Here is a 22,617-nt window from a genome sequence, read left to right on the forward strand (position 1 = left end):
CTTCTCAGAGCCGCAGAACTTCCAGAAGGTGTCGAACATGACAGTCGCCATCGACCGCGCCACCGGCAAACGCCACGGTGACCGCGCGCCGCGGCCCGGGCGGGGCCAACGCCTGAAACAGAGCTACCAGAAGCACTGGTACGCCTACGCGATGATCGCCCCGGTGGCGGTCGTCCTCGGTGTCCTCGTGCTGTACCCCCTGGTCTACGGCGTCTACCTCACGCTCACCGACGCCAACAGCCTCAACACGGCCCGCACGATCGGCGTCAACCACATCGACGCCACCTACAAGTTCATCGGCCTCGACAACTACGCCGACATCCTGTGGGGCGACACCGCCTACGACCGCTTCTGGTCCCACTTCATCTGGACGATCGTCTGGACGGCCCTGTGCGTCGCCCTCCACTACTGCATCGGCCTCGGCCTCGCGCTGCTGCTCAACCAGAAGCTGCGGGGACGGACGCTGTACCGGCTGATCCTGGTGCTGCCCTGGGCGGTGCCGACCTTCGTCACCGTCTTCGGCTGGCGTTTCATGCTCGCCGACGGCGGCATCATCAACACCGTGCTGGACGCGCTGCACCTGCCCTCACCGGCATGGCTGGAGGACACCTTCTGGCAGCGGTTCGCCGCGATCATGGTCAACACCTGGTGCGGTGTGCCGTTCATGATGGTCTCGCTGCTCGGCGGACTCCAGTCCATCGACGCCTCCCTCTACGAGGCCGCCGAGATGGACGGCGCGAGCGCCTGGCAGCGGTTCCGGTACGTCACCCTGCCGGGGCTCAGGAGCGTCAGCTCCACCGTCGTCCTGCTCGGCATCATCTGGACGTTCAACCAGTTCGCCGTGCTCTTCCTGATGTTCGGCAACACCGCGCCGGACGCGCAGATCCTCGTCACCTGGGCGTACTACCTGGGCTTCGGACAGCAGCCGCGTGACTTCGCCCAGTCGGCCGCGTACGGCATCCTGCTGCTGGCCATACTGATCGTCTTCACCTCCTTCTACCGCCGCTGGCTGAACCGCAATGACCAGCAGCTCGCGATCTGAGGCAGGAGTCCCCATGAGTACGACCACAGCTGAGAACTCCGCCGCGGTGTCCCGGACCGCGCCCGCGCAGGCACCCGGACGGATCCGCCGCCGCGGCGACAAGAGCCTCGCCGGCTCCCTCGTCTCGCACGGCATCCTGATCGTCGCGAGCCTGATCGCGCTGTTCCCGATCCTCTGGCTGGTCTTCCTGTCCCTCGGCCCGGACAAGGACGACTACCTCCACCCGGGCGGCATCTGGAAGAAGATGACGTTCGACAACTACTCGTTCGTCCTCCAGCACACGGCCTTCTTCGACTGGCTGAAGAGCTCGCTGATCGTCTCGCTCGGCACCACGGTGATCGGAGTGCTGATCGCCGCGACCACCGGGTACGCCGTGTCCCGGATGCGCTTCCCGGGCTACCGGAAGTTCATGTGGGTGCTCCTGGTCACGCAGATGTTCCCGGTAGCCGTACTCATGGTGCCGATGTACCAGATGCTCTCGGACCTCCAGCTCATCGACACCTACCTTGGACTCGTCCTCGTGTACTGCTCGACGGCGGTGCCGTACTGTGCCTGGCTGCTGAAGGGCTACTTCGACACCATCCCGTTCGAGATCGACGAGGCCGGACGCGTCGACGGGCTGACCCCCTTCGGCACGTTCGCGCGGCTGATCCTGCCGCTCGCCAAGCCGGGGCTCGCGGTCGCCGCGTTCTACAGCTTCCTCACCGCGTTCGGTGAGGTCGCGTTCGCCTCGACGTTCATGCTCTCCGACACGAAGTACACGTTCGCGGTCGGTCTGCAGAGCTTCGTGAGCGAGCACGACGCCCAGCGGAACCTGATGGCCGCGACGGCGGTGCTGATCGCGATACCGGTGTCCGTGTTCTTCTACCTGGTACAGAAGAACCTGGTGACCGGCCTCACCGCGGGCGGCACCAAGGGCTGAGGCCCACTCCAAGACCCGAGGCGGCCGCAGTGTCCATCCGACCCCGCTGTCACTGCGGCCGCCTCGCCACTTGACGACCACCATGACCCCCTTACGTTTCAAGGACGCCATGAGCCAGCAGCACTACGCCACCGCCCCGGCATCGACCCCCGCCAAAGCCCAGCGCAGCGACTGGTGGCGGGACGCGGTGATCTACCAGGTCTATCCGCGCAGCTTCGCCGACAGCAACGGTGACGGCATGGGCGACCTGGAGGGCATCCGCACCCGACTGCCGTACCTGCGCGACCTGGGCGTGGACGCCGTGTGGCTCAGCCCCTTCTACGCCTCCCCGCAGGCCGACGCCGGCTACGACGTGGCCGACTACCGGGCCGTGGACCCCATGTTCGGCAACCTCCTGGACGCCGACGCACTGATCCGCGACGCCCGCGGACTGGGCCTCAGGATCATCGTCGACCTGGTGCCCAACCACTCCTCCGACCAGCACGAATGGTTCAAGCGGGCGGTCGCCGAGGGCCCGGGATCGCCGCTGCGGGACCGCTACCACTTCCGGCCCGGCAAGGGCGCGAACGGCGAACTCCCGCCCAACGACTGGGAGTCGATCTTCGGCGGTCCCGCCTGGACGCGCGTCGCGGACGGCGACTGGTACCTGCACCTCTTCGCCCCCGAGCAGCCCGACTTCAACTGGGACCACCCGGCCGTCGGCGACGAGTTCCGCTCGATCCTGCGCTTCTGGCTCGACATGGGCGTGGACGGCTTCCGCATCGACGTGGCACACGGCCTGGTGAAGGCGGAGGGGCTGCCCGACCTGGGATCCCACGACCAGGTGAAGCTGCTGGGCAACGATGTCATGCCGTTCTTCGACCAGGACGGCGTCCACGAGATCTACCGCCAGTGGCGGCTGATCCTCGACGAGTACTCCGGAAACAAGAAGGGGACCGAAGGGCCTTCCGCAGAAGGGCGGGGGTGGGAGACGGGCGGGCGGATCTTCGTCGCCGAGGCCTGGACCCCGACCATCGAGCGCACCGCGAACTACGTCCGGCCCGACGAGCTTCACCAGGCCTTCAACTTCCAGTACCTGAGCACCGCATGGGACGCCGAGGAACTGCGCGAGGTCATCGACCGCACGCTGGAGGCGATGCGTCCGGTCGGCGCCCCGTCCACCTGGGTGCTGTCCAACCACGACGTCACCCGCCACGCCACCCGCTTCGCCAACCCGCCCGGCCTCGGCACCCAGATCCGCACGGCCGGAGACCGGGACCTGGGCCTGCGCCGGGCCCGCGCCGCCACACTGCTGATGCTGGCCCTGCCGGGATCGGCGTACATCTACCAGGGCGAGGAGCTCGGCCTCCCGGACGTCGTCGACCTGTCCGACGAGGTCCGCCAGGATCCGGCGTACTTCCGCGGTGCCGGCCAGGACGGGTTCCGCGACGGCTGCCGGGTGCCGATCCCCTGGACGCGCGAGGGATCGTCGTACGGCTTCGGCGCGGGCGGCAGCTGGCTGCCCCAGCCGTCGGAGTGGGCCGACCTGAGCGTGGCGGCGCAGACCGGCGACCCCGACTCCACCCTGGAGCTGTACCGCTCGGCCCTCGCCGTTCGCCGCGCCCAGCCCGACCTGGGTGCCGGCGACGCGGTGGAGTGGCTCCGGGCGCCCGAGGGCGTTCTCGCCTTCCGGCGCGGCGAGTTCGTCTGCGTCGCGAACACCGGCAGTGAGGCGGTGACGACTCCGGCGTACGGCCGTCTGCTCCTCGCGAGCGGCGAGGTGGCCGAGGCCGACGGCGACGCGAAGGTGCCGGCCGACACGACGGTGTGGTGGACGACGGCCTGAGCACAGGCAGGGATCACCGGGCCCACACGGGGGCCCGGTGATCCCTTGTCGGGCGTGTCGATCGGCGGGACCCGCGTTCGACGCTTGGGTGAAAGGGCGAACAGCGCCCCGCACCCGAGGAGAGACCATGCAGATCCGCGCCCGCCTGAGCATGAGTGCCGACGGCTACGTGACCACGCCGAACGGCTGGCCCGCACTGACCGCCGACCCGTCGTTCGTCTCCGGCCAGAGCCACGGCATCCGGGAGTTCCTGGCCGACTGCGAGGCCGCGCTCATGGGCCGCACGACCTTCGAACCCGCGCTGACCAACAGCCGCTGGCCGTGGCCCGACCTCGACGTCTTCGTCCTCGGCTCGCACCGTCCGGAGGGCACCCCGGACCACGTCACCACCGACAGCGACCCGGTACGTCTGCTGGAGAAACTCCGCGCGGCCAACCGGGGCGGCGACGTCCATCTCATCGGCGGCCCGCGCACGATCGGCACCTTCCACGCCCTCGGCGCGCTCGACCGCCTCGAACTGGTCGTCCTGCCCCTGCTGTTCGGCGACGGCATGCGGCTGACCCCCGCGCTCCGTCCCGAGGCCGGACTGACCTTCCAGAGCCAACGCGCCCTGCCCGGAGGGGCGGTGGAGATCGTCTACTCCTGTCGGGGCAGCCGCGGCGGCCTTCCAGGCAAGCCTGCCAGTCAGCGCTGAGCAGAGTAGGTGAAAGTTCTTTCTCTTGCTTTCAAGACTCTTGCTGTAAACATTTCGCCAGCGGTACGTTCTCGCCGGCGCCAGGCAAAGACGCCTGGCCGTCAGGCAAGGAGAACCCCCACGTGATATCGAGATGGACCGCATCCGCTGTCGCCACGGCCACCGCGTTCGCCGCCGCGGCGGCGGTGCTGGCCCCCCAGGCCGCCTACGCCTCCCCGCCCGGCACCAAGGACGTCACCGCCGTCCTGTTCGAGTGGAACTTCGCCTCCGTCGCCAAGGAGTGCACCAACACCCTCGGCCCCGCCGGATACGGCTCCGTGCAGGTCTCCCCGCCCGCCGAGCACATCCAGGGTTCGCAGTGGTGGACCTCGTACCAGCCGGTCAGCTACCGGATCGCGGGGCGCCTCGGTGACGCCACCGCCTTCAAGAACATGGTTGCCACCTGCCACGCGGCCGGTGTGAAGGTCGTCGTCGACACCGTCATCAACCACATGTCCGCGGGCAGCGGCACCGGTACCGGCGGATCGTCGTACACGAAGTACAACTACCCGGGCCTGTACTCCTCGTACGACATGGACGACTGCACGTCGACCATCACCGACTACACCAACCGGGCCAACGTCCAGAACTGCGAACTCGTCGGCCTCGCCGACCTGGACACCGGCGAGGAGTACGTCCGCGCCACCATCGCCGGCTACATGAACTCCCTGCTCGGCTACGGCGTCGACGGCTTCCGCATCGACGCGGCCAAGCACATCCCGGCGACCGACCTCGCCGCCATCAAGTCGCGTCTGACGAACCCCTCCGTCTACTGGAAGCAGGAGGTCATCTACGGCAGCGGGGAGGCCGTCCAGCCCACCGAGTACACGGGCAACGGGGACGTCCAGGAGTTCCGCTACGCCTACGACCTCAAGCGCGTCTTCAACAACGAGAACCTCGCCTACCTGAAGAACTACGGCGAGGGCTGGGGTTACATGAGCAGCTCGGTGGCAGGCGTCTTCGTCGACAACCACGACACCGAGCGCAACGGCTCCACGCTCAACTACAAGGATGGCGCGAACTACACCCTCGCCAACGTCTTCATGCTCGCCTACCCGTACGGCGCCCCGGACATCAACTCCGGCTACGAATGGTCCGACACGGACGCGGGCCCGCCCAACAACGGTTCGGTGAGCGCCTGTTGGCAGGACGGCTGGAAGTGCCAGCACGCCTGGCCGGAGATCCTGCGCATGGTCGCCTTCCGCAACGCCACCCGCGGTGAGTCGGTCACCAACTGGTGGGACAACGGCGGCGACGCGATCGCCTTCGGGCGGGGCGCCAAGGGCTACGTCGCCATCAACCACGAGTCCGGCAGCCTGAGCCGTACCTTTCAGACCTCCCTGCCCGCCGGGACGTACTGCAACGTGCAGAACAACACGAGCGTGACGGTCGGCTCCAACGGCCAGTTCTCGGCCACGCTCGGGTCCAACACGGCACTGGCGATCTACGCGGGCAAGTCCAACTGCTGAGCGACTCACCGCAACCACTGAAAATTCTTACCGGCTGTTTCAGGACTATTGCTGTAAGGCTTACGGCGGCGATACGGTCGCGCGGGGTCGGACCCACAGAGCCGTCATCGCAAGGAGTCCACGTCAGTGATACCGAGATGGCCGGTGCCGTCGAGGCGCCGTACCGCACACGCCGGACGGGTCGCCGCGGTCACCGTGACCGCGCTGGCCGCAGCGCTCGTCCAGCCGCTGTCCGCCCAGGCGGACACCCCGCCCCCACCGCCCTCCGACGCGAAGCTCGCCGCGGAACCGGCCCGGCACGACGACACCCGTGAGCAGTTCTACTTCGTCCTGCCGGACCGTTTCGCCAACGGCGACACCTCGAACGACCGGGGCGGGCTCACCGGTTCACGGCTGAGCACCGGCTACGACCCCACCGACAAGGGCTTCTACCAGGGCGGCGACCTCAAGGGCCTGACCCGGAAGCTCGACTACATCAAGGGCCTAGGCACCACGTCCATCTGGATGGCCCCGATCTTCAAGAACCGGCCCGTCCAGGGCACGGGTGCCAACGCCTCCGCCGGCTACCACGGCTACTGGATCACGGACTTCACCCAGGTCGACCCGCACTTCGGCACCAACAAGGACCTGGAGACCCTCATCTCCAAGGCCCACGCCAAGGGCATGAAGGTCTTCTTCGACGTCATCACCAACCACACGGCCGATGTCGTCGACTACGAGGAGAAGTCCTACGACTACCTCTCCAAGGGCGCCTTCCCCTATCTGACGAAGGACGGGGAGCCCTTCGACGACTCGGACTACGCCGACGGCTCCAAGGCCTTCCCCGCCGTGGACACCGACTCCTTCCCGCGCACGCCCACGGTCACCGGTGCGGGCGCCAAGGTCCCTTCCTGGCTCAACGACCCGACGATGTACCACAACCGCGGCGACTCGACCTATGCCGGTGAGTCGACGACCTACGGCGACTTCTCCGGCCTCGACGACCTGTGGACCGAGCGTCCCGAGGTCGTCTCCGGCATGGAGAAGATCTACCGGCGCTGGGTCAGGGACTTCGACATCGACGGCTTCCGGATCGACACCGTGAAGCACGTGAACATGGAGTTCTGGACCCAGTGGGCCACGGCTCTCGACGCCTACGCGGCCAGGCAGGGCCACAAGGACTTCTTCATGTTCGGCGAGGTGTACTCCGCCGACACGTCGATCACCTCGCCGTACGTCACCCAGGGCCGTCTCGACGCCACGCTGGACTTCCCGTTCCAGGAGGCCGCACGGCAGTACGCCTCCCAGGGCGGCAGCGCGCGGAAGCTCGGATCCGTCTTCGGCGACGACTACAAGTACACGACCGACAAGGCCAACGCCTACGAGCAGGTCACCTTCCTCGGCAACCACGACATGGGCCGCATCGGGTACTTCCTGAACCAGGACAACCCGAAGGCCACCGACGCCGAACTCCTCGCCAAGGACAGGCTCGCCAACGAGCTGACGTTCCTCAGCCGCGGCAACCCCGTCGTCTACTACGGCGACGAACAGGGCTTCACCGGCGCCGGCGGCGACAAGGACGCCCGCCAGACGATGTTCGCGTCCAGGACGGCCGACTACCTGGACGACGACGAGATCGGCACCGACCGCACACACGCGAGCGACGCCTACGACACGAGCGCCCCGCTGTACGAGCGGATCAGCGCCCTGTCCAAGCTCCGCAGGGCCAACCCGGCGCTCACGGACGGAGTCCAGGAGGAGCGGTACGCGGCTGACGGGGCCGGGATCTACGCCTTCTCCCGTACACAGGGGAACACCGAGTACGTCGTCGCCTTCAACAACGCGAGCGAGACCAGGTCGGCGACCTTCGCGACCGGTTCGGCGAACATGGCGTTCAAGGGAATCTACGGCGGTGCCCCGAGCGTCACCTCCGACGCCGACAAGAAGATCACCGTCACCGTCCCCGCCGGCTCCGCGATCGTCCTGAAGGCGGCCGGCAAGCTCGCCCCGCCCGCCACCAAGCCGACGATCACCCTCAAGGCTCCGGCCGCCGGTGCCACCGGCACCGTCGAGCTCACCGCCGACGTGGACGGCGGACAGCTCAACCGGGTCGTCTTCGCCGCCCAGATCGGCGGCGGCAAGTGGCGGACACTCGGCTCCGCCGACCACGCGCCGTACAAGGTCACCCAGACCGTCGGCAAGGCCGTACCGGCCGGAACGGCCCTGCGCTACAAGGCCGTTGTCGTCGACTCGACGGGACGCACCGCTTCAGCGACGGCGCAGTCCGTCACCGGTACCCCGCCCGCCGAGGAGCCCCCCACCGCCTCCTCCCGCGACTACGCGGTCGTCCACTACCAGCGCGCCGACGGCGACTACGACGACTGGGGTCTGTACGCCTGGGGCGACCTCGCCGACGGCGAGTCCACCACCTGGCCCGACAGCCACCCCTTCACCGGCCGGGACGCGTACGGTGCCTTCGCCTACGTCAAGCTGAAGCCCGGCGCCTCGAACGTCGGCTTCCTCGTCATCGACAAGGACGGCGACAAGGACGTCTCCGCCGACCGCACGATCGACGTCACCAAAACCGGCGAGGTGTGGATCGAGCAGGGCAAGGACGCCGTACAGACACAGCGGCCCGACTACCCGGCGCAGGACAGAACCAAGGCCGTCCTCCACTACCACCGCGCCGACGGGAACTACGACGGCTGGGGTCTGCACGCCTGGACGGGTGCCGCGAACCCCACGGACTGGTCGAAGCCGCTGGAGCCGGTGCGGACCGACGCCTATGGCGCGGTCTTCGAGGTACCGCTGACCGATGGGGCCACGAGCCTGAGTTACATCATCCACAAGGGCGACGAGAAGGACCTGCCCACCGACCAGTCCCTGGACCTCACGGCGAACGGCCACGAGGTGTGGCTGCTGAACGGCCAGGAGAAGTATCTGCTCCCGCAGCCCGCCGGGTCCGCCGCCGCGCTCGACCTGACCACCTCCAAGGCCGTCTGGATCGACCGGAACACGGTCGCGTGGAACGGTTCGGAGGCGGTCGCCTCCACCCAGCTGCTGTACTCCCACGACGGCTCGATCGCCGTCGACGCAGGAGCCCTGACCAGCGACGACGAGAGGTGGCTGCGGCTCAGCAGGACAACCCTCACGGACGCCCAGAAGGCCAGATTCCCGCACCTGAAGGACTACGCGGCCTGGTCCGTCGACCCACGTGATCGCGACCGCGTGAGAGAGGCCATGACCGGTCAGCTCGTCGCCTCCCAACGAGCCGCCAACGGCGCCGTGCCGGCCGCGACCGGCGTCCAGATCGCCGGCGTGCTCGACGACCTGTATCCCACCGCCACGAAGGCGGAACTGGGCCCGGCCTTCCACAACGGCCGCCCCACCCTGTCCGTCTGGGCGCCCACCGCGCAGTCGGTGAAGCTGGAGCTCGACGGGTCCCTGAAGGACATGCGACGCAACCCCGCCACCGGCGTGTGGTCCGTCACCGGCCCCACGTCCTGGAAGGGCAAGCCCTATCGGTACGTCGTGAAGGTCTGGGCGCCCAGCGTCCGCAAGGTCGTCACCAACAAGGTGACCGACCCCTACTCGGTCGCCCTCACCACGGACTCCGAGCGCAGCCTTGTCGTCGACCTGGACGACAAGTCCCTGTCGCCGCGCGGCTGGTCGCACTACACCAAGCCGAAGGCCGTGCCCCTCAAGGACGCCGAGATCCAGGAGCTGCACGTCCGGGACTTCTCGGTGGCGGACAAGACCGTGCCTGCCAAGGACCGGGGCACCTACCTCGCCTTCACCGACAAGGACGGCGACGGCTCCGAGCACCTGCGCGAGCTCGCGAAGTCGGGCACGAGCTACGTCCACCTGCTGCCGGTCTTCGACATCGCGACCGTCCCCGAGAAGAAGTCCGATCAGGCGACCCCCGCCTGCGACCTCGCCTCCTACCCGGCCGCCTCCGACAAGCAGCAGGAGTGCGTCTCCGCGGTCGCCGCGAAGGACGCCTACAACTGGGGCTACGACCCGTACCACTACACGGTCCCCGAGGGCTCGTACGCCACCGACCCGGACGGCACCGGCCGTACGGTCGAGTTCCGCAAGATGGTCAAGTCCCTCAACGACGACGGCCTGAGAGTCGTCATGGACGTCGTCTACAACCACACCGCGGCGAGCGGACAGGCCTCCACCAGCGTCCTCGACCGGATCGTCCCCGGCTACTACCAGCGGCTCCTCGCCGACGGTTCGGTGGCCAACAGCACCTGCTGCGCCAACACGGCCACCGAGAACGCCATGATGGGCAAGCTGGTCGTCGACTCCATCGTCACCTGGGCCAAGGAGTACAAGGTCGACGGCTTCCGCTTCGACCTCATGGGCCATCACCCCAAGGCCAACATCCTGGCCGTACGCAAGGCCCTCGACGCGCTGACCCTCCAGAAGGACGGCGTCGACGGCAAGAAGATCATTCTCTACGGCGAGGGCTGGAACTTCGGCGAGGTCGCCGACGACGCCCGGTTCGTGCAGGCCACGCAGAAGAACATGGCCGGCACGGGCATCGCGACCTTCTCCGACCGCGCCCGTGACGCCGTACGCGGCGGCGGACCCTTCGACGAGGACCCCGGTGTCCAGGGCTTCGCGTCCGGGCTGTACACCGACCCCAACTCGTCCACTGCGAACGGGACTTCGCAGGAGCAGAAGGCCCGCCTGCTTCACTACCAGGACCTCATCAAGGTGGGCCTGTCCGGCAACCTCAAGGAGTTCACCTTCACCGACACCGACGGCAAGGAGGTCACCGGCGCCCAGGTCGACTACAACGGTCAGCCCGCCGGATACGCGGACGCCCCCGGCGACGCCCTCGCCTACGCCGACGCGCACGACAACGAGTCGCTGTTCGACGCGCTGACGTACAAGCTGCCCGCCGGTACCGGCGCCGCCGACCGGGCCCGGATGCAGGTCCTCGCCATGGCCACGGCAGCCCTCTCGCAGGGCCCGTCGCTCTCCCAGGCGGGCACCGACCTGCTGCGCTCCAAGTCCCTCGACCGCAACTCCTTCGACAGCGGCGACTGGTTCAACGCGATCCACTGGAACTGCCAGGACGGCAACGGATTCGGCCGCGGACTGCCCATGGCGGCCGACAACGCGTCCAAGTGGCCTTATGCCAAGCCCCTGTTGGGCTCGGTGCAGGTGGGCTGCGCACAGATCCAGGGGGCCTCGGCCGCCTACCAGGACCTGCTGCGGATCCGTACGACGGAGAAGGCGTTCTCGCTCGGCACGGCGGAGCAGGTGCAGTCGAAGCTGTCCTTCCCGCTGTCCGGGAAGGACGAGACGCCCGGTGTGATCACGATGGAACTGGGTGACCTCGTCGTCGTGTTCAACGCGACACCGAAGGCGCAGAGCCAGCGGGTCGAGGCCCTTGCCGGGAGCACATACCAGCTGCATCCCGTGCAGGTGGCAGGCGCGGACTCTACCGTCAAGGGGGCGTCCTACGAGCGGAAATCGGGCACCTTCGCCGTTCCGGGACGGACCGTGGCCGTTTTCATCCGCCATCCGTAGCTGAAGGCATTACCTTGGTGGAGCAGAGCCCGAACCCCGCTCTGCTCCACCGGTGTTGCCCGAGGGCGGACAGATGGATGTAAAAGGCAAGCTGACAGGCACGACCGTGATGGTCGTGGACGACGTGGAGGCCAGCCGGTACGCCATGGGCACCGTGCTGAGCCGGGCGGGGCATCGCGTCGTACCGGTCGCCACCGGCGGCGAGGCCCTCGCGGAACTCGACACACGGCTGCGCAAGGGCACCCTGCCCGACGTGGCCCTCGTCGACGTGGGGCTGCCCGACATGAGCGGCTTCGACCTGTGCCGGCTGTTCAAGGAACGCCCGCACACGGCCGGGATGCCCGTGGTGCACTTCTCGGCCTCCGCGGTGCCCCCGGCCGTGCACTGCGCGGGCATGGACACGGGTGTCGAGGCCTATCTGAAGGTGCCCGCCGAGCCCCTGGAGATCGAGGCAGTCGTCCGGGCCGCCGTACGCAACGCACAACAGCGGGCCGGTGACCGGGCGTTGGTGCGACGGCTCACCCTGCTGTCCGAGACGATCGTCACCATTCAGTCGGCCCGCACCCTCCAGGAGCTCTCCGACGCGGCCGCCGAGGGTCTCGCGCGGCTCACCGGCACCCCCGGCGCCGTCTTCGTCCTCGACCAGGAGGACGTGCTCTACCGCGGTCTGTCCCGCGACCGCGTTCCCGTCGCCCTGCCCGACGAGGACGCCGACCGGGCCGTGGCCGCCCTGCTGCGCCGGCTCACCCGGGGGCAGACCGGGGTGCAGCTCACCAGCGTGCCCGCACCGCTGTGGCCCGCCGGGTTCTTCCGGCCCGGCGTCGAGCACGACGCCCGGCTCGCGCTCGTCGTCACCCAGGACGGCCGGGCACCGGTGTGCCTGGCCGCGCCCGCGCGCGGGATGCGCAGGGTGGGCCTGGAGGGCGAGACCCTGCTGGCCCAGCTCGCGCAGGCCACCGCGCTCGCCGCCCAGCCGCTGCTCATGTACAAGGTCGAGCGGCATGTCGCCCTCACCCTCCAGCACAGCTTCCTGCCCCAGCCGCACCGGCTGCCCGAACTGCCGGGCATCGACGTCGTGGTCCGTTACGTCCCCGCCTCCCGGCAGACCGAGATCGGCGGCGACTTCTACGCCGCCCTGCGCGTGGACGAGGGGGTGCTCACCGCGGTCGGCGACGTCGTCGGGCACTCGCTGGACGCGGCGACCGTCATGGTCGAGCTCCGGCACGCGCTGCGCGCCTACGCCGTGGACGAGAGCGATCCGGCCGTGCTCGCCGAGCGCCTCGACAGGACGCTCCAGCGCTACCACCCCGACATCACGGCCACCGTCTGCCTGGCCCTGATCGACCCGGACACCGGGCGCACCCGGATCGCCAACGCCGGCCACATCCCGCCGCTGATCGTCCGCGACAACGGCACCGCCGACTACGCCAAGGCGGCTGGACCGCTGCTCGGCGTCGGCCTGCCCCATCCGCCGGCCACCGAGCTGTTCCTCGAACCCACCGACCGGCTCCTCATGGTCACCGACGGCCTCATCGAGACCCGGGGGACCGACCTCACGGCCTCCCTGGAACACCTCCGCGCGGCCTCCTCCGGCGCCCTGCCCGGCCTGGACGCCCTGTGCGACACCCTTCTGGACACCTTCGGCCACGACCGGGAGGACGACATCGCCATGCTGGCGCTGCGGCTAGGGTGACCTGTGCCGTCGTAGAACAGGAGTCCTCATGCCGCAGATCACCGTCGAACACTCCCCGTATCTCGACCATGTCCACTGGGAGGAGTTCGCCCTGGCGCTGCACCCGGTCGTCGTCGAGACGGCGGCCGCGAAGCTCGAGGCGTGCAAGACCCGGGTCCTGCGCACCGAGGACGAGGCGGTCGGCGGCGAGACCAGGAACCACGCGATCGTGCACGTCACGCTCGCCCTGCTCGCCGGACGGTCCGAGGAGACCAAGGCGAAGCTCACCGAGGCCGTCGTGGAACTCCTGCGCAAGTACGTCGGACCCGAGGACGGCCTCACCGTGCACCTCTCCGCCGAGGTCCGCGACCTGGACGCCTCCTACACCAAGGCCGTGCTCTAGGAGGCCAGCGTGATCAGCCGGGCCGCCAGGTCGGTGAACGGGCCGTCGTTCGGTTCGTCCTTGAGCATGTGGCGCAGCAGCGCGGTCATCTCCTCGTCGTAGGCCGCGCCGACCGCGGCCAGCGCGGCGAAGCTGTGCACGAGCTGCGTCTCGAGTTCGGCGCGCGGGATGCGCCGGCCATCCAGCCAGATCAGGGCGGTCGACTCGACGAGCGAGATCCAGGAGCGGACGAGCAGTTCCAGCCGGGCGGGCGGGTCCGTCACCCGCAGATGCGACAGGATCTGTTCATAGGCGACCTGTCGTACGGAGTCGATGAGCGCGTTCGTCGCCGAAGAGCCGACCGCGGGCCCACCGCGCATCAACGCCGAGAAACCCGGGCCGTGTTCGTCCACGAAGTCGAAGAACCGGCGCATCACGCGCAGCAGCCGGCCGCCCAGCGACCCCTCGTGCGGTTCCTCGAACCGGCTCGCCAGGTCGTGCGCCGCGCGCTGCAACGCGGCCTCGTACAGGCTGAGTTTGCCGGGGAAGTAGTGGTACACCAACGGCCGCGAGATACCGGCCGCCGCCGCTATCTCGTCGATGGAGACCTCGTCGGGCGAGCGGCGGGCGAACAGTTCGAGGGCGACGCCGATCAACTGCTGACGCCGTTCCTCGACGCCCATTCTTCGACGGACCCCGGTAGTCATACGAATACCTTACCGATCGGATCCGGCCTGGAACGGGCTGGATCGACCAGCGGTGTTCACAGCTCTACCGGAGCCCGCTGACCGCCCGCCCGTCCTCCAGGGTCCCCTTCAGCTCGGCCTGGGTCCCCTGCTTCGCCTTCGCGGCCAGCAGATGGCCGTTCGCCGTCGCCCGGACTCCGCCCGACGCGTTGATCGAGGACGTCCCCCGGCTCCCCGCCGCCAGCAGGTACCAGGTACCGGCCCCCGACTTCCACAGCACCCCCGCCAGCACCTGCGGATCCTTCGCCCCGCACGCCGGCACGTTCTCGGCCTTCGCCGCGACCGCCCCGTACGGTCCGCCCGGCGTGTGGAACTGGGCCAGCACCCGCTCCCCGCCACCCTGCCAGGTCTCGGCCCGGGTGCAGACCCAGCTTGCCGTCCCGCTCGCGTCGGGCAGCGGCTGCGTCGCGTAGGCCCAGGCGTTCACACTGCGCACGCCCGCGGAGCGCATCGCGCCCAGTGAGCAGGCGTACGGCGCCCAGCCGCGCAGCGCGCCCGCCCCGGACGCGTCCTTCACGGAGCCGGGGCGGCCGGTGGTGAGGCGGGCCGGGACCAGTTCGCCGAGGTCGGTCAGCAGCCGGGTGCCGGAGGCGTCCGTCAGCTGGAGCACGTTCCAGGAGGTGCAGGGGCCGCTCTGCGCGGGGCCGGCCATCGGCGCGGTGGTGCCGCCGGTCAGCGCGAGATCCGTGGCGGCGGAGCCCGGCTTCAGCAGGTCCCGGTCGGCGGCCTTGGTCACCCAAGGGGCCGTCAGATAGCGGACGTTGCCGTCGGCCCGGCCCAGGACGACCGCGCTCGCCTCCGCCCGGCCGGCTCCGTCGACCCGCGCGAAGTCCAGGGCCGCACCCTTGGTGTTGTCCCGTGGCTCGGCATAGCGGACGATGCGCAGACCGTCGTAGAGGATCACCACGCGCGCGTTGTCGACGGTCCCCGCGTACAGCAGCTGCGGCGGGCCGGAGGGGCCGCCCGAGGGGGTGCCGGGGGTCGCGGAGACCTGGACGGTCTCGCCGGGGCGGGCCCAGACGGCGAGGGCGCGGCGCAGGAGGGCCGAGTCGCCGGTGAGGTCGCCGCGCGCGGGCCACACGGAGAAGTCGGTGCGGGCGGAGGACTCCCACGCGGCGGCCGGGACCTTCAGCAGCAGGGCCGGGTCCAGGGCTGCCCGGGCGGAAGGGTTCTGCGCATAGGGAGGCGCGGCGGCGCCGTCGGGGCCCCAGCCGTCGCCCGGCATGCCGAGCAGCGCCCCGCACACGGCGACGGCCGCCGCGGCGGCGAGCGCGGCCTTCATGTGCTGCCTGCGCCGCATCAGGTCGGTGGGCCGGGCCTGGAGCGAGCAGGGGTCGAACTCGGGGGAGTCGAGGAGGGCGTACTCGGCCTGCGCGGAGTCGGCCTCGTCGAGGGCCGCGTCCACGTCCGCCACGCCCGCCGCCGTCAGCAGACCGCGTACGTCGCTGTCGGGGAGCTTCTCCAGGCCCCGCAGGACGTAGGCGGCACGGGCCGGGCCGGCCAGGGCCGACAGGCGCTGGTCCAGGGCCAGTTCCTCGGCGCCGCCGGAGCGCGGGAAGAGCCTCAGGCCCCACACCTGGGGGAGCAGCGGCGGGAGCTGGGAACGCTTGGGCCACGCCTTGCGCCGGAGCGGCAGGCCCGCCTCCAGCGCCGTACGCACCACCTGGAGGCGGACGAAGGCGTAGCCGGGGTCGCCCTCACGGCCGTCCGGCTGGGCCGGGATCACGGGCGTCGCCGTACGGCCCCGGGGCAGGGCACGCTGGGTGAGGGCGTGCGCGGTCAGGACCCGCCGGTTGCGGCCGAGGCCCGGCGGCAGCACCAGATAGGCGAGCCGGACCAGCCGGGGGTAGTGCTCGACGAGCGCGGCCTCGGCCTGTTCGACGTCGACGACGGGGTCGGAGGCGGAGCCGGAAGCGGGTGCGGGGCGCGGGGCGACATCCTGTGACTGCACGTTCAGCAGAACGAGCGAATCGTTGGTTGGTCACCGCCCCCGGGTGAATCAGTCCTCCGGGTCGACCAGCGCGCGGGCGTAACGGGCCATCGAGCGCTGGTAGCGCGGCAGATGGGGGGCGAGGGCACCCAGGACCAGCGACAGCCCCTCGCGGTCCCGGCCGAGGCTGGACAGGCACAGCGCCAGGGTGGCCCGTACGGCATCGTCCAACTCGTCGGACGGGCCGTCCAGTTCGGGAGTGAGCAGCTTGACGCCCTCCTCCGCCTGCCCCGTGTTCCGGAGCGAACTGGACAGCTGGATCTTGGCGCGCCGCCCCTTGTAGCCGCTTTCCCGGCTGAGCCCCCTCGCGAGCGCCTCCCGGTACAGCGGGACGGCCTTGTCCGAATGCCCCGTCGAGTCCCAGGCGGAGGCCTGCTCGAACAGACCGAGCGGACTGCCGTCCGGCAGCTCGGCCACGAGCGCGTCGATCACGGCCCGGAACTCGGCCGCCCGTTCCTCCGGATAGTCGTCCAACGTCGCCCAGGCGGCGACCACGCGCTTTTCCCAGTCCTCGTTCACCGGCACACTCTCGCACAGCCGTACCCGTGGTATCACCAGGATTTGAGCGTCCCGCGCCTCGCAGCCGTATGGGAGGAGACGGACCCCCGCCGGGGCCCGTCCGAGGTGTGACCCGTGACCGGAGGAACAGATGAGGTTGACCCGACCGATGCTCGCGCTGACCGGCGCGGCCGCGGTGCTGGCGCTGGCGGGCTGCGGATCCGGCGGTGACGCGAAGGCCGCCGCGGTGCCCTCCGCGGCCACCGGCAGCCTGGAGCACCTGGCCGCCGAGGTGAAGTGCACGCCCAACATCCAGATCGACGCCGACGAGCTGCGTCAGGCGGTGTGCAAGAAGTCCAAGGACGCCGACGGCAAGTTCATCCTCGCCACCTTCGCCACCGACCGCGGCCAGCGCGAGTGGATCAACGGGGCCAAGGACTACGGCGGTCACTTCCTGGTCGGCCGCAAATGGGTCGCCGTCGGTGACACCACCAAGACGGTGACCGTGTTGCGCAAGACGCTCGGCGGGGACATCGAGGAGGGCACGGACCACTCGAAGATGGGCGCCACGCACTCGGCCCACTGAGGACGCGAACACAAGAAAGCCGGCGGTGAGAGATTCTCACCGCCGGCTTTCTCAGTGCGTCACTGGCACTTCTTGCCGGTGTTGATGCAGTTGACCATCTGGTTCATCGTGTTCGTGGAGAAGAAGTTGATGAAGTCGTTGTGGTCGGTGATCGGCTTGTGCAGCTGCTCCGGGAAGGTGTCGACCGCGTAGGGGTTGACCACCGTGCCGTTCTGGAGCTTCGGCGCCGGGACGTTGTAGACGAGCCGGACCTGGAGCTGCGGGATCGCCTTGAAGCCGTTGGCGCAGGCGCCGTTCGCCTGGGCGAACGCCACGTGGGTGCGGTGGTTGGCGCTGTCGATGTTCTGACCGTCCCAGCAGCTCTGGAAGTTGGTCGTGCGCACCACCTGGCTGCCCTGCGGGCAGATCGGGTACTTGTCGTGCAGCTGCACCTTGTTCTCGAAGCCGGTGCAGGACCAGTTCACGTTGGCGTTGGCGTTGCCGTTGACCTGGGCCTTGGCGTCACCGGTGATGATGCGCAGGGCGGTCGGCATCGCGACGACGTTGCCGGTCTTGTTGCCGACGAACTTCAGCTGGGCCTGGGCCGGCTGGAGGATCTTGCCGACGTTGCCCTCCTTGCCGCCGCCGTCGTTGTTCTGGTCGAAGTCCTGCGAGCCGTCCTGAAGGCGCAGCACCGGCCAGAAGTACGAGGACTTGTCGCCCTGGTTCTGGCAGGTGGTCTGGGCCGCCGCCAGTTCCTGGTCGCTCGCGAAGGCGTCGTTGCTCTGGTTGCCGACGTAGTCGTGCAGGTGGTGGGCGCCGTTGGCGACACCGGGGGCGACGATCACGTTGTCCGTGTTGTGGTTGTCGTTCCCGTTGGTGCCGCACTTCGTGGTGAAGGTGCCCTTCGAGCCCGAGTTGCCGTTGGCCGGGAGGCCGTTCTGGCCGACACCGAGCTGGGCGTTGCCCTGGACCTTGGTGATGTCCACGAAGTCGGCCGCCACCGGGCCGTTGCCGCCCTGACCGCCGTTGCCCTGCTGCTGGCCGCCGTTCTGCTGGCCGCCCTGCTGCTGGCCGCCGTTCTGCTGGCCGCCCTGCTGCTGACCGCCGTTCTGCTGCTGGCCGCCCTGCTGCTGGCCACCGTTCTGCTGCTGGCCGCCCTGCTGCTGGCCGCCGTTCTGCTGCTGGCCGCCGGTCTGGCCGGCGTTGGTCTGCGCGTTCTGCGTCGTGCAGGCGGCCAACTGGCTGAGCGACGTGTTGAACTGGCCACCGACCCGCTGGATGTCGAGGCGGATCCGGTCGATCGTGGCCGCCCGCTTCTCCTTCAGGGGGCCGACGATGGCGTTCTGGACGAAGCCCGAGTCACCCGCCTGAGCCTGTCGCGTCGAGGCGAGCCTGGCGTAGGCCTCGGTGATCTGCTTGTCCAGGTTGGCCAGCTCCGTGGCCACACCCTGACGCGCCGACTGTGGCACGTTCGTCAGCTTCTGACCGACATCGGGGCAGGAGATGGTCGCCACCTGCGCGGCGGCGGCCTTGGTCTGGTTCTGGGACCAGCCGTTGTTGTTGGACTCGTGCGCCGAGGCGTAGAAGTTCGCCCAGATCAGCCCGCCCCCACCGAGCGCTAGGGCCGCCGACGCGGCTATGGCCTTGTTGGCCATCGACGAGCGGCGTTTACGTGTATTGCGTCCCATGGAACTCCTCTGACTTCCTTTTCCGGGCCATCGAGGCGCCCGACAGGAGTGAAGCGGCTCCCTCCCTTACGGATGCCGTCCCAGGGGTGTTCAGCCGCCCCACAAACAAATCAGAGGTTTGCCCGGCACCGGGCCGACAACAGCCCGTTGAGCAGCAGGAGTTACAGAGAATGAGGAGTCGCTCACCGATCCTGGTCGAGATACGCGAGCACCGCCAGAACGCGCCGATTGTCGTCGTCCGACACCTCAAGGCCCAGTTTGGTGAAGATGTTGGCGGTGTGCTTGGCGATCGCCCGTTCCGTGACGACGAGCTTGGCGGCGATCGCCGCGTTCGACCGCCCCTGCGCCATCAGTTCCAGCACCTCCCGCTCGCGGGGCGTGATCCGGGCGAGCGGCTGGTCGCCGGCCGCCCGCCGGGTCAGCAGCTGCTGGATCACCTGCGGGTCCATCGCCGTACCGCCCGCCGCGACCCGTCGTACGGCATCGACGAACTGCTCCGCGTCGAACACCCGGTCCTTGAGCAGATAGCCCACCCCGCCGGTGCCGTCGGCCAGCAACTCGCGCGCGTACAGCTGCTCCACGTGCTGGGACAGCACCAGCACCGGCAGCCCGGGTCTGTCCCGCCGGGCGTTCAGCGCGCACTGCAGCCCCTCGTCGGTGTGCGTCGGTGGCAGCCGTACGTCGACCACGGCGACGTCCGGTTCCAGTTCGGCCAGCGCGCGGGCCAGCTCGGGTCCGCTCTCGACGGCCGCGGCGATCTCGAAGTCGTGCGCCTGAAGGAGCCGCACGAGACCGTCGCGCAGCAGGAAGAGGTCTTCGGCCAGGACTACGCGCAAGGGATCTCCATGGTGACCATGGTGGGGCCGCCCGCGGGGGAGCCGACGGCCAGGACGCCGTCGAATGTACCCAGCCGCCGCTCGACTCCGGCCAGTCCCGAACCGGCCGTGATCAGCGCGCCGCCCCGGCCGTTGTCGGTGACGCTGATCCGCAGCATCCCCTCGGTCTGGTGCAGGTCGATCCAGATCCGGTCGGCGCCGGAGTGCTTGACCGCGTTGGTGAGGACCTCGCTGACCGCGAAGTAGGCGGCCGACTCCACGGGCGCGTCCGGCCGGCCCTCGAGCTCCACGGTCACCTCGGTGGCGACCGGCAGCCGCAGCGCCAACGCCCGTACGGCGTCGCCCAGTCCGCGCTCGGCCAGCACCGGCGGATGGATGCCGCGCACCAGGTCGCGCAGCTCGGTGAGCGCATCCGCCGAGGACTGACGGGCCTGCGCCAGGAGCCGCTTCGCCTGCGCGGGGTCCTTGTCGAGGAGCATCTCGATGGTGCCGAGATCCATGCCCATGGCGACCAGACGGGCCTGCGCCCCGTCGTGCAGGTCCCGCTCGATGCGCCGCAGTTCGGCCGCGGAGGTGTCCACGGCGTCCCGCCGGGTCTCGGTGAGGACGCGGACGCGTTCGGCCAACTCACCCTGACCGGCGCCGAGTACGGCACGGGTGAGCCGGAAGTGGGCGGTCAGCAGCCGCGGTGCGAGGGGGACGAGGCCCAGCAGGGCGATGCCGAGGGCGCCGGCGAGGAGCGCTGAGGTCTGGTCGGTGACATGCACGAAGCCGTACCAGTAGCCGCCGCCCAGCTCGGTGAGCGGGCGCCACAGACCGGCCGCGACCGCGAGTCCCTCCAGCGGGTAGAAGACGAGCACCGCCGACAGCAGCGCCGTCACGAACCCCGCCGTCATGTCCACCTGCAACCACCGCAGATCCCGCCAGGTCGCCGGGTCGAGCAGCATCGCGTACGTGCGGGCCCAGGCGTTGGCGTTCTCCGGTATCGGCCGGTACGCCGACGGGATCCGCACCCCGCACCACTCGGCCGCGAGCACCCGACGCCAGTCCGCGAAGGCACGCACGCCCGTCAGCACCCAGGGGGTCGTGAAGACCCCGATCCCGACCGGGACGAGGGAGATGGACACCAGGCTGAGCGTGAATCCGAGCAGTGCCCCCGGCAGCGTCACCAGCGTCAGTGCGAGCCCCCGCACGGCCGCGAGCCCGATGCCCCGCGCCCTCGTACCCCAGCTGCCGTTCCGCGTCTCGATGGTCATACGGTCAGTTTCGTCGAGAGGGCGACGCGGGTCACTGGGTCTGGCCGCAGGGCCGGGGGGTGGTGCCAGGTACACCCTCCGCCGGTCTCACACAGTGAATCGCGCCACAGCACCACCCGGTAACACGGGGTTCACATTCGAGCAATGACCGGGAAATCGCCTGTTGACAGGCTCGCGGGCATCAAAGAGGCGGCGTTTCAGTGCCGCAGCGCCGCAGCACCCGCAGTGCGTAGACACATCCCCGAAGGAAGTGGCCCGTGACCTTCAAGGCTGAGTACATCTGGATCGACGGCACCCAGCCGACCGCCAAGCTCCGTTCCAAGACGAAGATCATGGCGGACGACGCCAAGGGCGCGGAGCTGCCGATCTGGGGCTTCGACGGGTCCTCCACGAACCAGGCCGAGGGCCACTCCTCCGACCGTGTCCTCAAGCCGGTCTTCTCCTGTCCCGACCCGATCCGCGGCGGCGACGACATCCTCGTGCTGTGCGAGGTCCTCAACATCGACATGACGCCGCACGAGTCCAACACGCGTGCCGCGCTGACCGAGGTCGCCGAGAAGTTCGCGTCGCAGGAGCCGATCTTCGGCATCGAGCAGGAGTACACGTTCTTCAAGGACGGCTACCCCCTCGGCTTCCCCAAGGGCGGCTTCCCGGCCCCGCAGGGCGGCTACTACTGCGGTGTCGGCGCGGACGAGATCTTCGGCCGTGACGTCGTCGAGGCGCACCTGGAGAACTGCCTCAAGGCGGGCCTCGCGATCTCCGGCATCAACGCCGAGGTCATGCCCGGCCAGTGGGAGTTCCAGGTCGGCCCGGTCTCCCCGCTGGAGGTCTCCGACCACCTGTGGGTGGCCCGCTGGCTGCTCTACCGCACCGCCGAGGACTTCGGCATCGCCGCGACCCTGGACCCGAAGCCGGTGAAGGGCGACTGGAACGGCGCGGGTGCGCACACCAACTTCTCCACCAAGGCGATGCGCGAGGGCTACGACGCGATCATCACCGCCTGCGAGTCGCTGGGTGAGGGCTCCAAGCCCCTCGACCACGTCAAGAACTACGGCGCCGGCATCGACGACCGCCTGACCGGTCTGCACGAGACCGCCCCGTGGAACGAGTACTCCTACGGTGTCTCCAACCGTGGCGCCTCGGTGCGTATCCCGTGGCAGGTCGAGAAGGACGGCAAGGGCTACATCGAGGACCGCCGCCCGAACGCCAACGTCGACCCGTACCTGGTGACGCGTCTGATCGTCGACACCTGCTGCTCCGCGCTGGAGAAGGCCGGCCAGGTCTGATCCCCGCCTTCAGCCTCCCGAGGGGCGCCCACCGGCCACGGTGGGCGCCCCTCGGCGTGTTGTCGGTGGAGCGGGCACGCCGGGGAAGTGTCCGAGCAGTGAGAGAAGGCTCCTGTCGCGGGCCCGTGTCTGCTTCAATGGGCTCATGGCCAGCTTCCGGAAGTGCAGCGCGACGGGT

At 69.4% G+C, this 22,617-nt stretch carries 16 protein-coding genes; 10 read left to right on the forward strand and 6 right to left on the reverse strand.

Annotated elements, in window-relative coordinates; all coding sequences use genetic code 11:
- Positions 1 to 37 precede the first annotated feature (37 nt).
- The 8 genes from AQJ46_RS14065 to AQJ46_RS14100 all read left to right on the forward strand — a co-directional run bounded on the left by AQJ46_RS14065 (position 38) and on the right by AQJ46_RS14100 (position 13,592).
- Positions 38 to 1,042 carry a carbohydrate ABC transporter permease gene (locus AQJ46_RS14065; RefSeq protein WP_059205938.1) on the forward strand — a complete coding sequence of 335 codons (1,005 nt, stop codon included), beginning with the start codon at positions 38 to 40 and terminating at the stop codon, positions 1,040 to 1,042.
- 13 nt (positions 1,043 to 1,055) lie between these two features.
- Positions 1,056 to 1,964, forward strand: a complete 909-nt coding sequence (locus tag AQJ46_RS14070; RefSeq protein ID WP_059205939.1) for a sugar ABC transporter permease — start codon at positions 1,056 to 1,058, stop codon at positions 1,962 to 1,964.
- A gap of 109 nt (positions 1,965 to 2,073) precedes the next feature.
- Entirely contained in the window at positions 2,074 to 3,789 is a 1,716-nt protein-coding gene (locus AQJ46_RS14075; RefSeq protein WP_059205940.1) for a glycoside hydrolase family 13 protein, read from the forward strand.
- 127 nt (positions 3,790 to 3,916) lie between these two features.
- On the forward strand, positions 3,917 to 4,483 hold the full coding sequence (locus tag AQJ46_RS14080) for a dihydrofolate reductase family protein (protein ID WP_059205941.1): 567 nt from the start codon (positions 3,917 to 3,919) through the stop codon (positions 4,481 to 4,483).
- 122 nt (positions 4,484 to 4,605) lie between these two features.
- Complete coding sequence (locus AQJ46_RS14085) at positions 4,606 to 5,991, forward strand: alpha-amylase (protein ID WP_059205942.1); 1,386 nt, start codon at positions 4,606 to 4,608, stop codon at positions 5,989 to 5,991.
- Between the two features lie 126 nt (positions 5,992 to 6,117).
- Positions 6,118 to 11,517: a pullulanase-type alpha-1,6-glucosidase gene (gene pulA / locus AQJ46_RS14090; RefSeq protein ID WP_059205943.1), complete on the forward strand. Its 5,400-nt coding sequence runs from the start codon at positions 6,118 to 6,120 to the stop codon at positions 11,515 to 11,517.
- A 73-nt stretch (positions 11,518 to 11,590) separates the two neighbouring features.
- Positions 11,591 to 13,210: a fused response regulator/phosphatase gene (locus AQJ46_RS14095; RefSeq protein ID WP_059205944.1), complete on the forward strand. Its 1,620-nt coding sequence runs from the start codon at positions 11,591 to 11,593 to the stop codon at positions 13,208 to 13,210.
- Positions 13,211 to 13,238: 28 nt separating this feature from the next.
- On the forward strand, positions 13,239 to 13,592 hold the full coding sequence (locus tag AQJ46_RS14100; RefSeq protein ID WP_057611721.1) for a 5-carboxymethyl-2-hydroxymuconate Delta-isomerase: 354 nt from the start codon (positions 13,239 to 13,241) through the stop codon (positions 13,590 to 13,592).
- Here the strand turns inward: AQJ46_RS14100 and AQJ46_RS14105 are convergent.
- From AQJ46_RS14105 to AQJ46_RS14115, 3 genes are all read right to left on the reverse strand, one after another.
- Positions 13,589 to 14,278 carry a TetR/AcrR family transcriptional regulator gene (locus AQJ46_RS14105; RefSeq protein WP_079072261.1) on the reverse strand — a complete coding sequence of 230 codons (690 nt, stop codon included), beginning with the start codon at positions 14,276 to 14,278 and terminating at the stop codon, positions 13,589 to 13,591. The two genes, AQJ46_RS14100 and AQJ46_RS14105, sit on opposite strands and share 4 nt — an antisense overlap.
- 64 nt (positions 14,279 to 14,342) lie before the next feature.
- A complete protein-coding gene (locus AQJ46_RS14110; protein WP_059205945.1) occupies positions 14,343 to 16,268 on the reverse strand; it encodes a hypothetical protein in 1,926 nt (641 codons plus the stop codon).
- Positions 16,269 to 16,316: 48 nt separating this feature from the next.
- Positions 16,317 to 16,826 carry a tetratricopeptide repeat protein gene (locus tag AQJ46_RS14115; protein WP_225887331.1) on the reverse strand — a complete coding sequence of 170 codons (510 nt, stop codon included), beginning with the start codon at positions 16,824 to 16,826 and terminating at the stop codon, positions 16,317 to 16,319.
- Between the two features lie 130 nt (positions 16,827 to 16,956).
- Between AQJ46_RS14115 and AQJ46_RS14120 the strand changes: the two genes are divergently transcribed.
- A complete protein-coding gene (locus AQJ46_RS14120; RefSeq protein WP_063803809.1) occupies positions 16,957 to 17,391 on the forward strand; it encodes a hypothetical protein in 435 nt (144 codons plus the stop codon).
- Positions 17,392 to 17,450: 59 nt separating this feature from the next.
- Here the strand turns inward: AQJ46_RS14120 and AQJ46_RS14125 are convergent, their stop codons facing one another.
- The 3 genes from AQJ46_RS14125 to AQJ46_RS14135 all read right to left on the reverse strand — a co-directional run bounded on the left by AQJ46_RS14125 (position 17,451) and on the right by AQJ46_RS14135 (position 21,153).
- A complete protein-coding gene (locus tag AQJ46_RS14125; protein WP_059205947.1) occupies positions 17,451 to 19,061 on the reverse strand; it encodes a DUF1996 domain-containing protein in 1,611 nt (536 codons plus the stop codon).
- Between the two features lie 182 nt (positions 19,062 to 19,243).
- A complete protein-coding gene (locus AQJ46_RS14130) occupies positions 19,244 to 19,897 on the reverse strand; it encodes a LuxR C-terminal-related transcriptional regulator (protein ID WP_059205948.1) in 654 nt (217 codons plus the stop codon).
- Entirely contained in the window at positions 19,888 to 21,153 is a 1,266-nt protein-coding gene (locus AQJ46_RS14135; RefSeq protein ID WP_059205949.1) for a sensor histidine kinase, read from the reverse strand. Before AQJ46_RS14135 ends, AQJ46_RS14130 begins: the two co-directional genes overlap by 10 nt.
- 257 nt (positions 21,154 to 21,410) lie before the next feature.
- On the opposite strand from AQJ46_RS14135, the gene glnII reads away from it, so the two are divergent.
- Positions 21,411 to 22,439, forward strand: a complete 1,029-nt coding sequence (gene glnII / locus AQJ46_RS14140) for a glutamine synthetase (RefSeq protein WP_057611728.1) — start codon at positions 21,411 to 21,413, stop codon at positions 22,437 to 22,439.
- Positions 22,440 to 22,617: the final 178 nt, after the last annotated feature.

It is taken from the genome of Streptomyces canus, assembly GCF_001514145.1.
Classification (GTDB): domain Bacteria; phylum Actinomycetota; class Actinomycetes; order Streptomycetales; family Streptomycetaceae; genus Streptomyces; species Streptomyces canus.

Bases quoted from the DNA above. Each gene is read 5' to 3' on its own strand.
- AQJ46_RS14065 (WP_059205938.1), top strand. From the start codon at position 38: ATGACAGTCGCCATCGACCGCGCCACCGGCAAACGCCACGGTGACCGC.
- AQJ46_RS14070 (WP_059205939.1), top strand. From the start codon at position 1,056: ATGAGTACGACCACAGCTGAGAACTCCGCCGCGGTGTCCCGGACCGCG.
- AQJ46_RS14075 (WP_059205940.1), top strand. From the start codon at position 2,074: ATGAGCCAGCAGCACTACGCCACCGCCCCGGCATCGACCCCCGCCAAA.
- AQJ46_RS14080 (WP_059205941.1), top strand. From the start codon at position 3,917: ATGCAGATCCGCGCCCGCCTGAGCATGAGTGCCGACGGCTACGTGACC.
- AQJ46_RS14095 (WP_059205944.1), top strand. From the start codon at position 11,591: ATGGATGTAAAAGGCAAGCTGACAGGCACGACCGTGATGGTCGTGGAC.
- AQJ46_RS14100 (WP_057611721.1), top strand. From the start codon at position 13,239: ATGCCGCAGATCACCGTCGAACACTCCCCGTATCTCGACCATGTCCAC.
- AQJ46_RS14105 (WP_079072261.1), bottom strand. From the start codon at position 14,278: ATGACTACCGGGGTCCGTCGAAGAATGGGCGTCGAGGAACGGCGTCAG.
- AQJ46_RS14120 (WP_063803809.1), top strand. From the start codon at position 16,957: ATGAGGTTGACCCGACCGATGCTCGCGCTGACCGGCGCGGCCGCGGTG.
- AQJ46_RS14125 (WP_059205947.1), bottom strand. From the start codon at position 19,061: ATGGGACGCAATACACGTAAACGCCGCTCGTCGATGGCCAACAAGGCC.
- AQJ46_RS14135 (WP_059205949.1), bottom strand. From the start codon at position 21,153: ATGACCATCGAGACGCGGAACGGCAGCTGGGGTACGAGGGCGCGGGGC.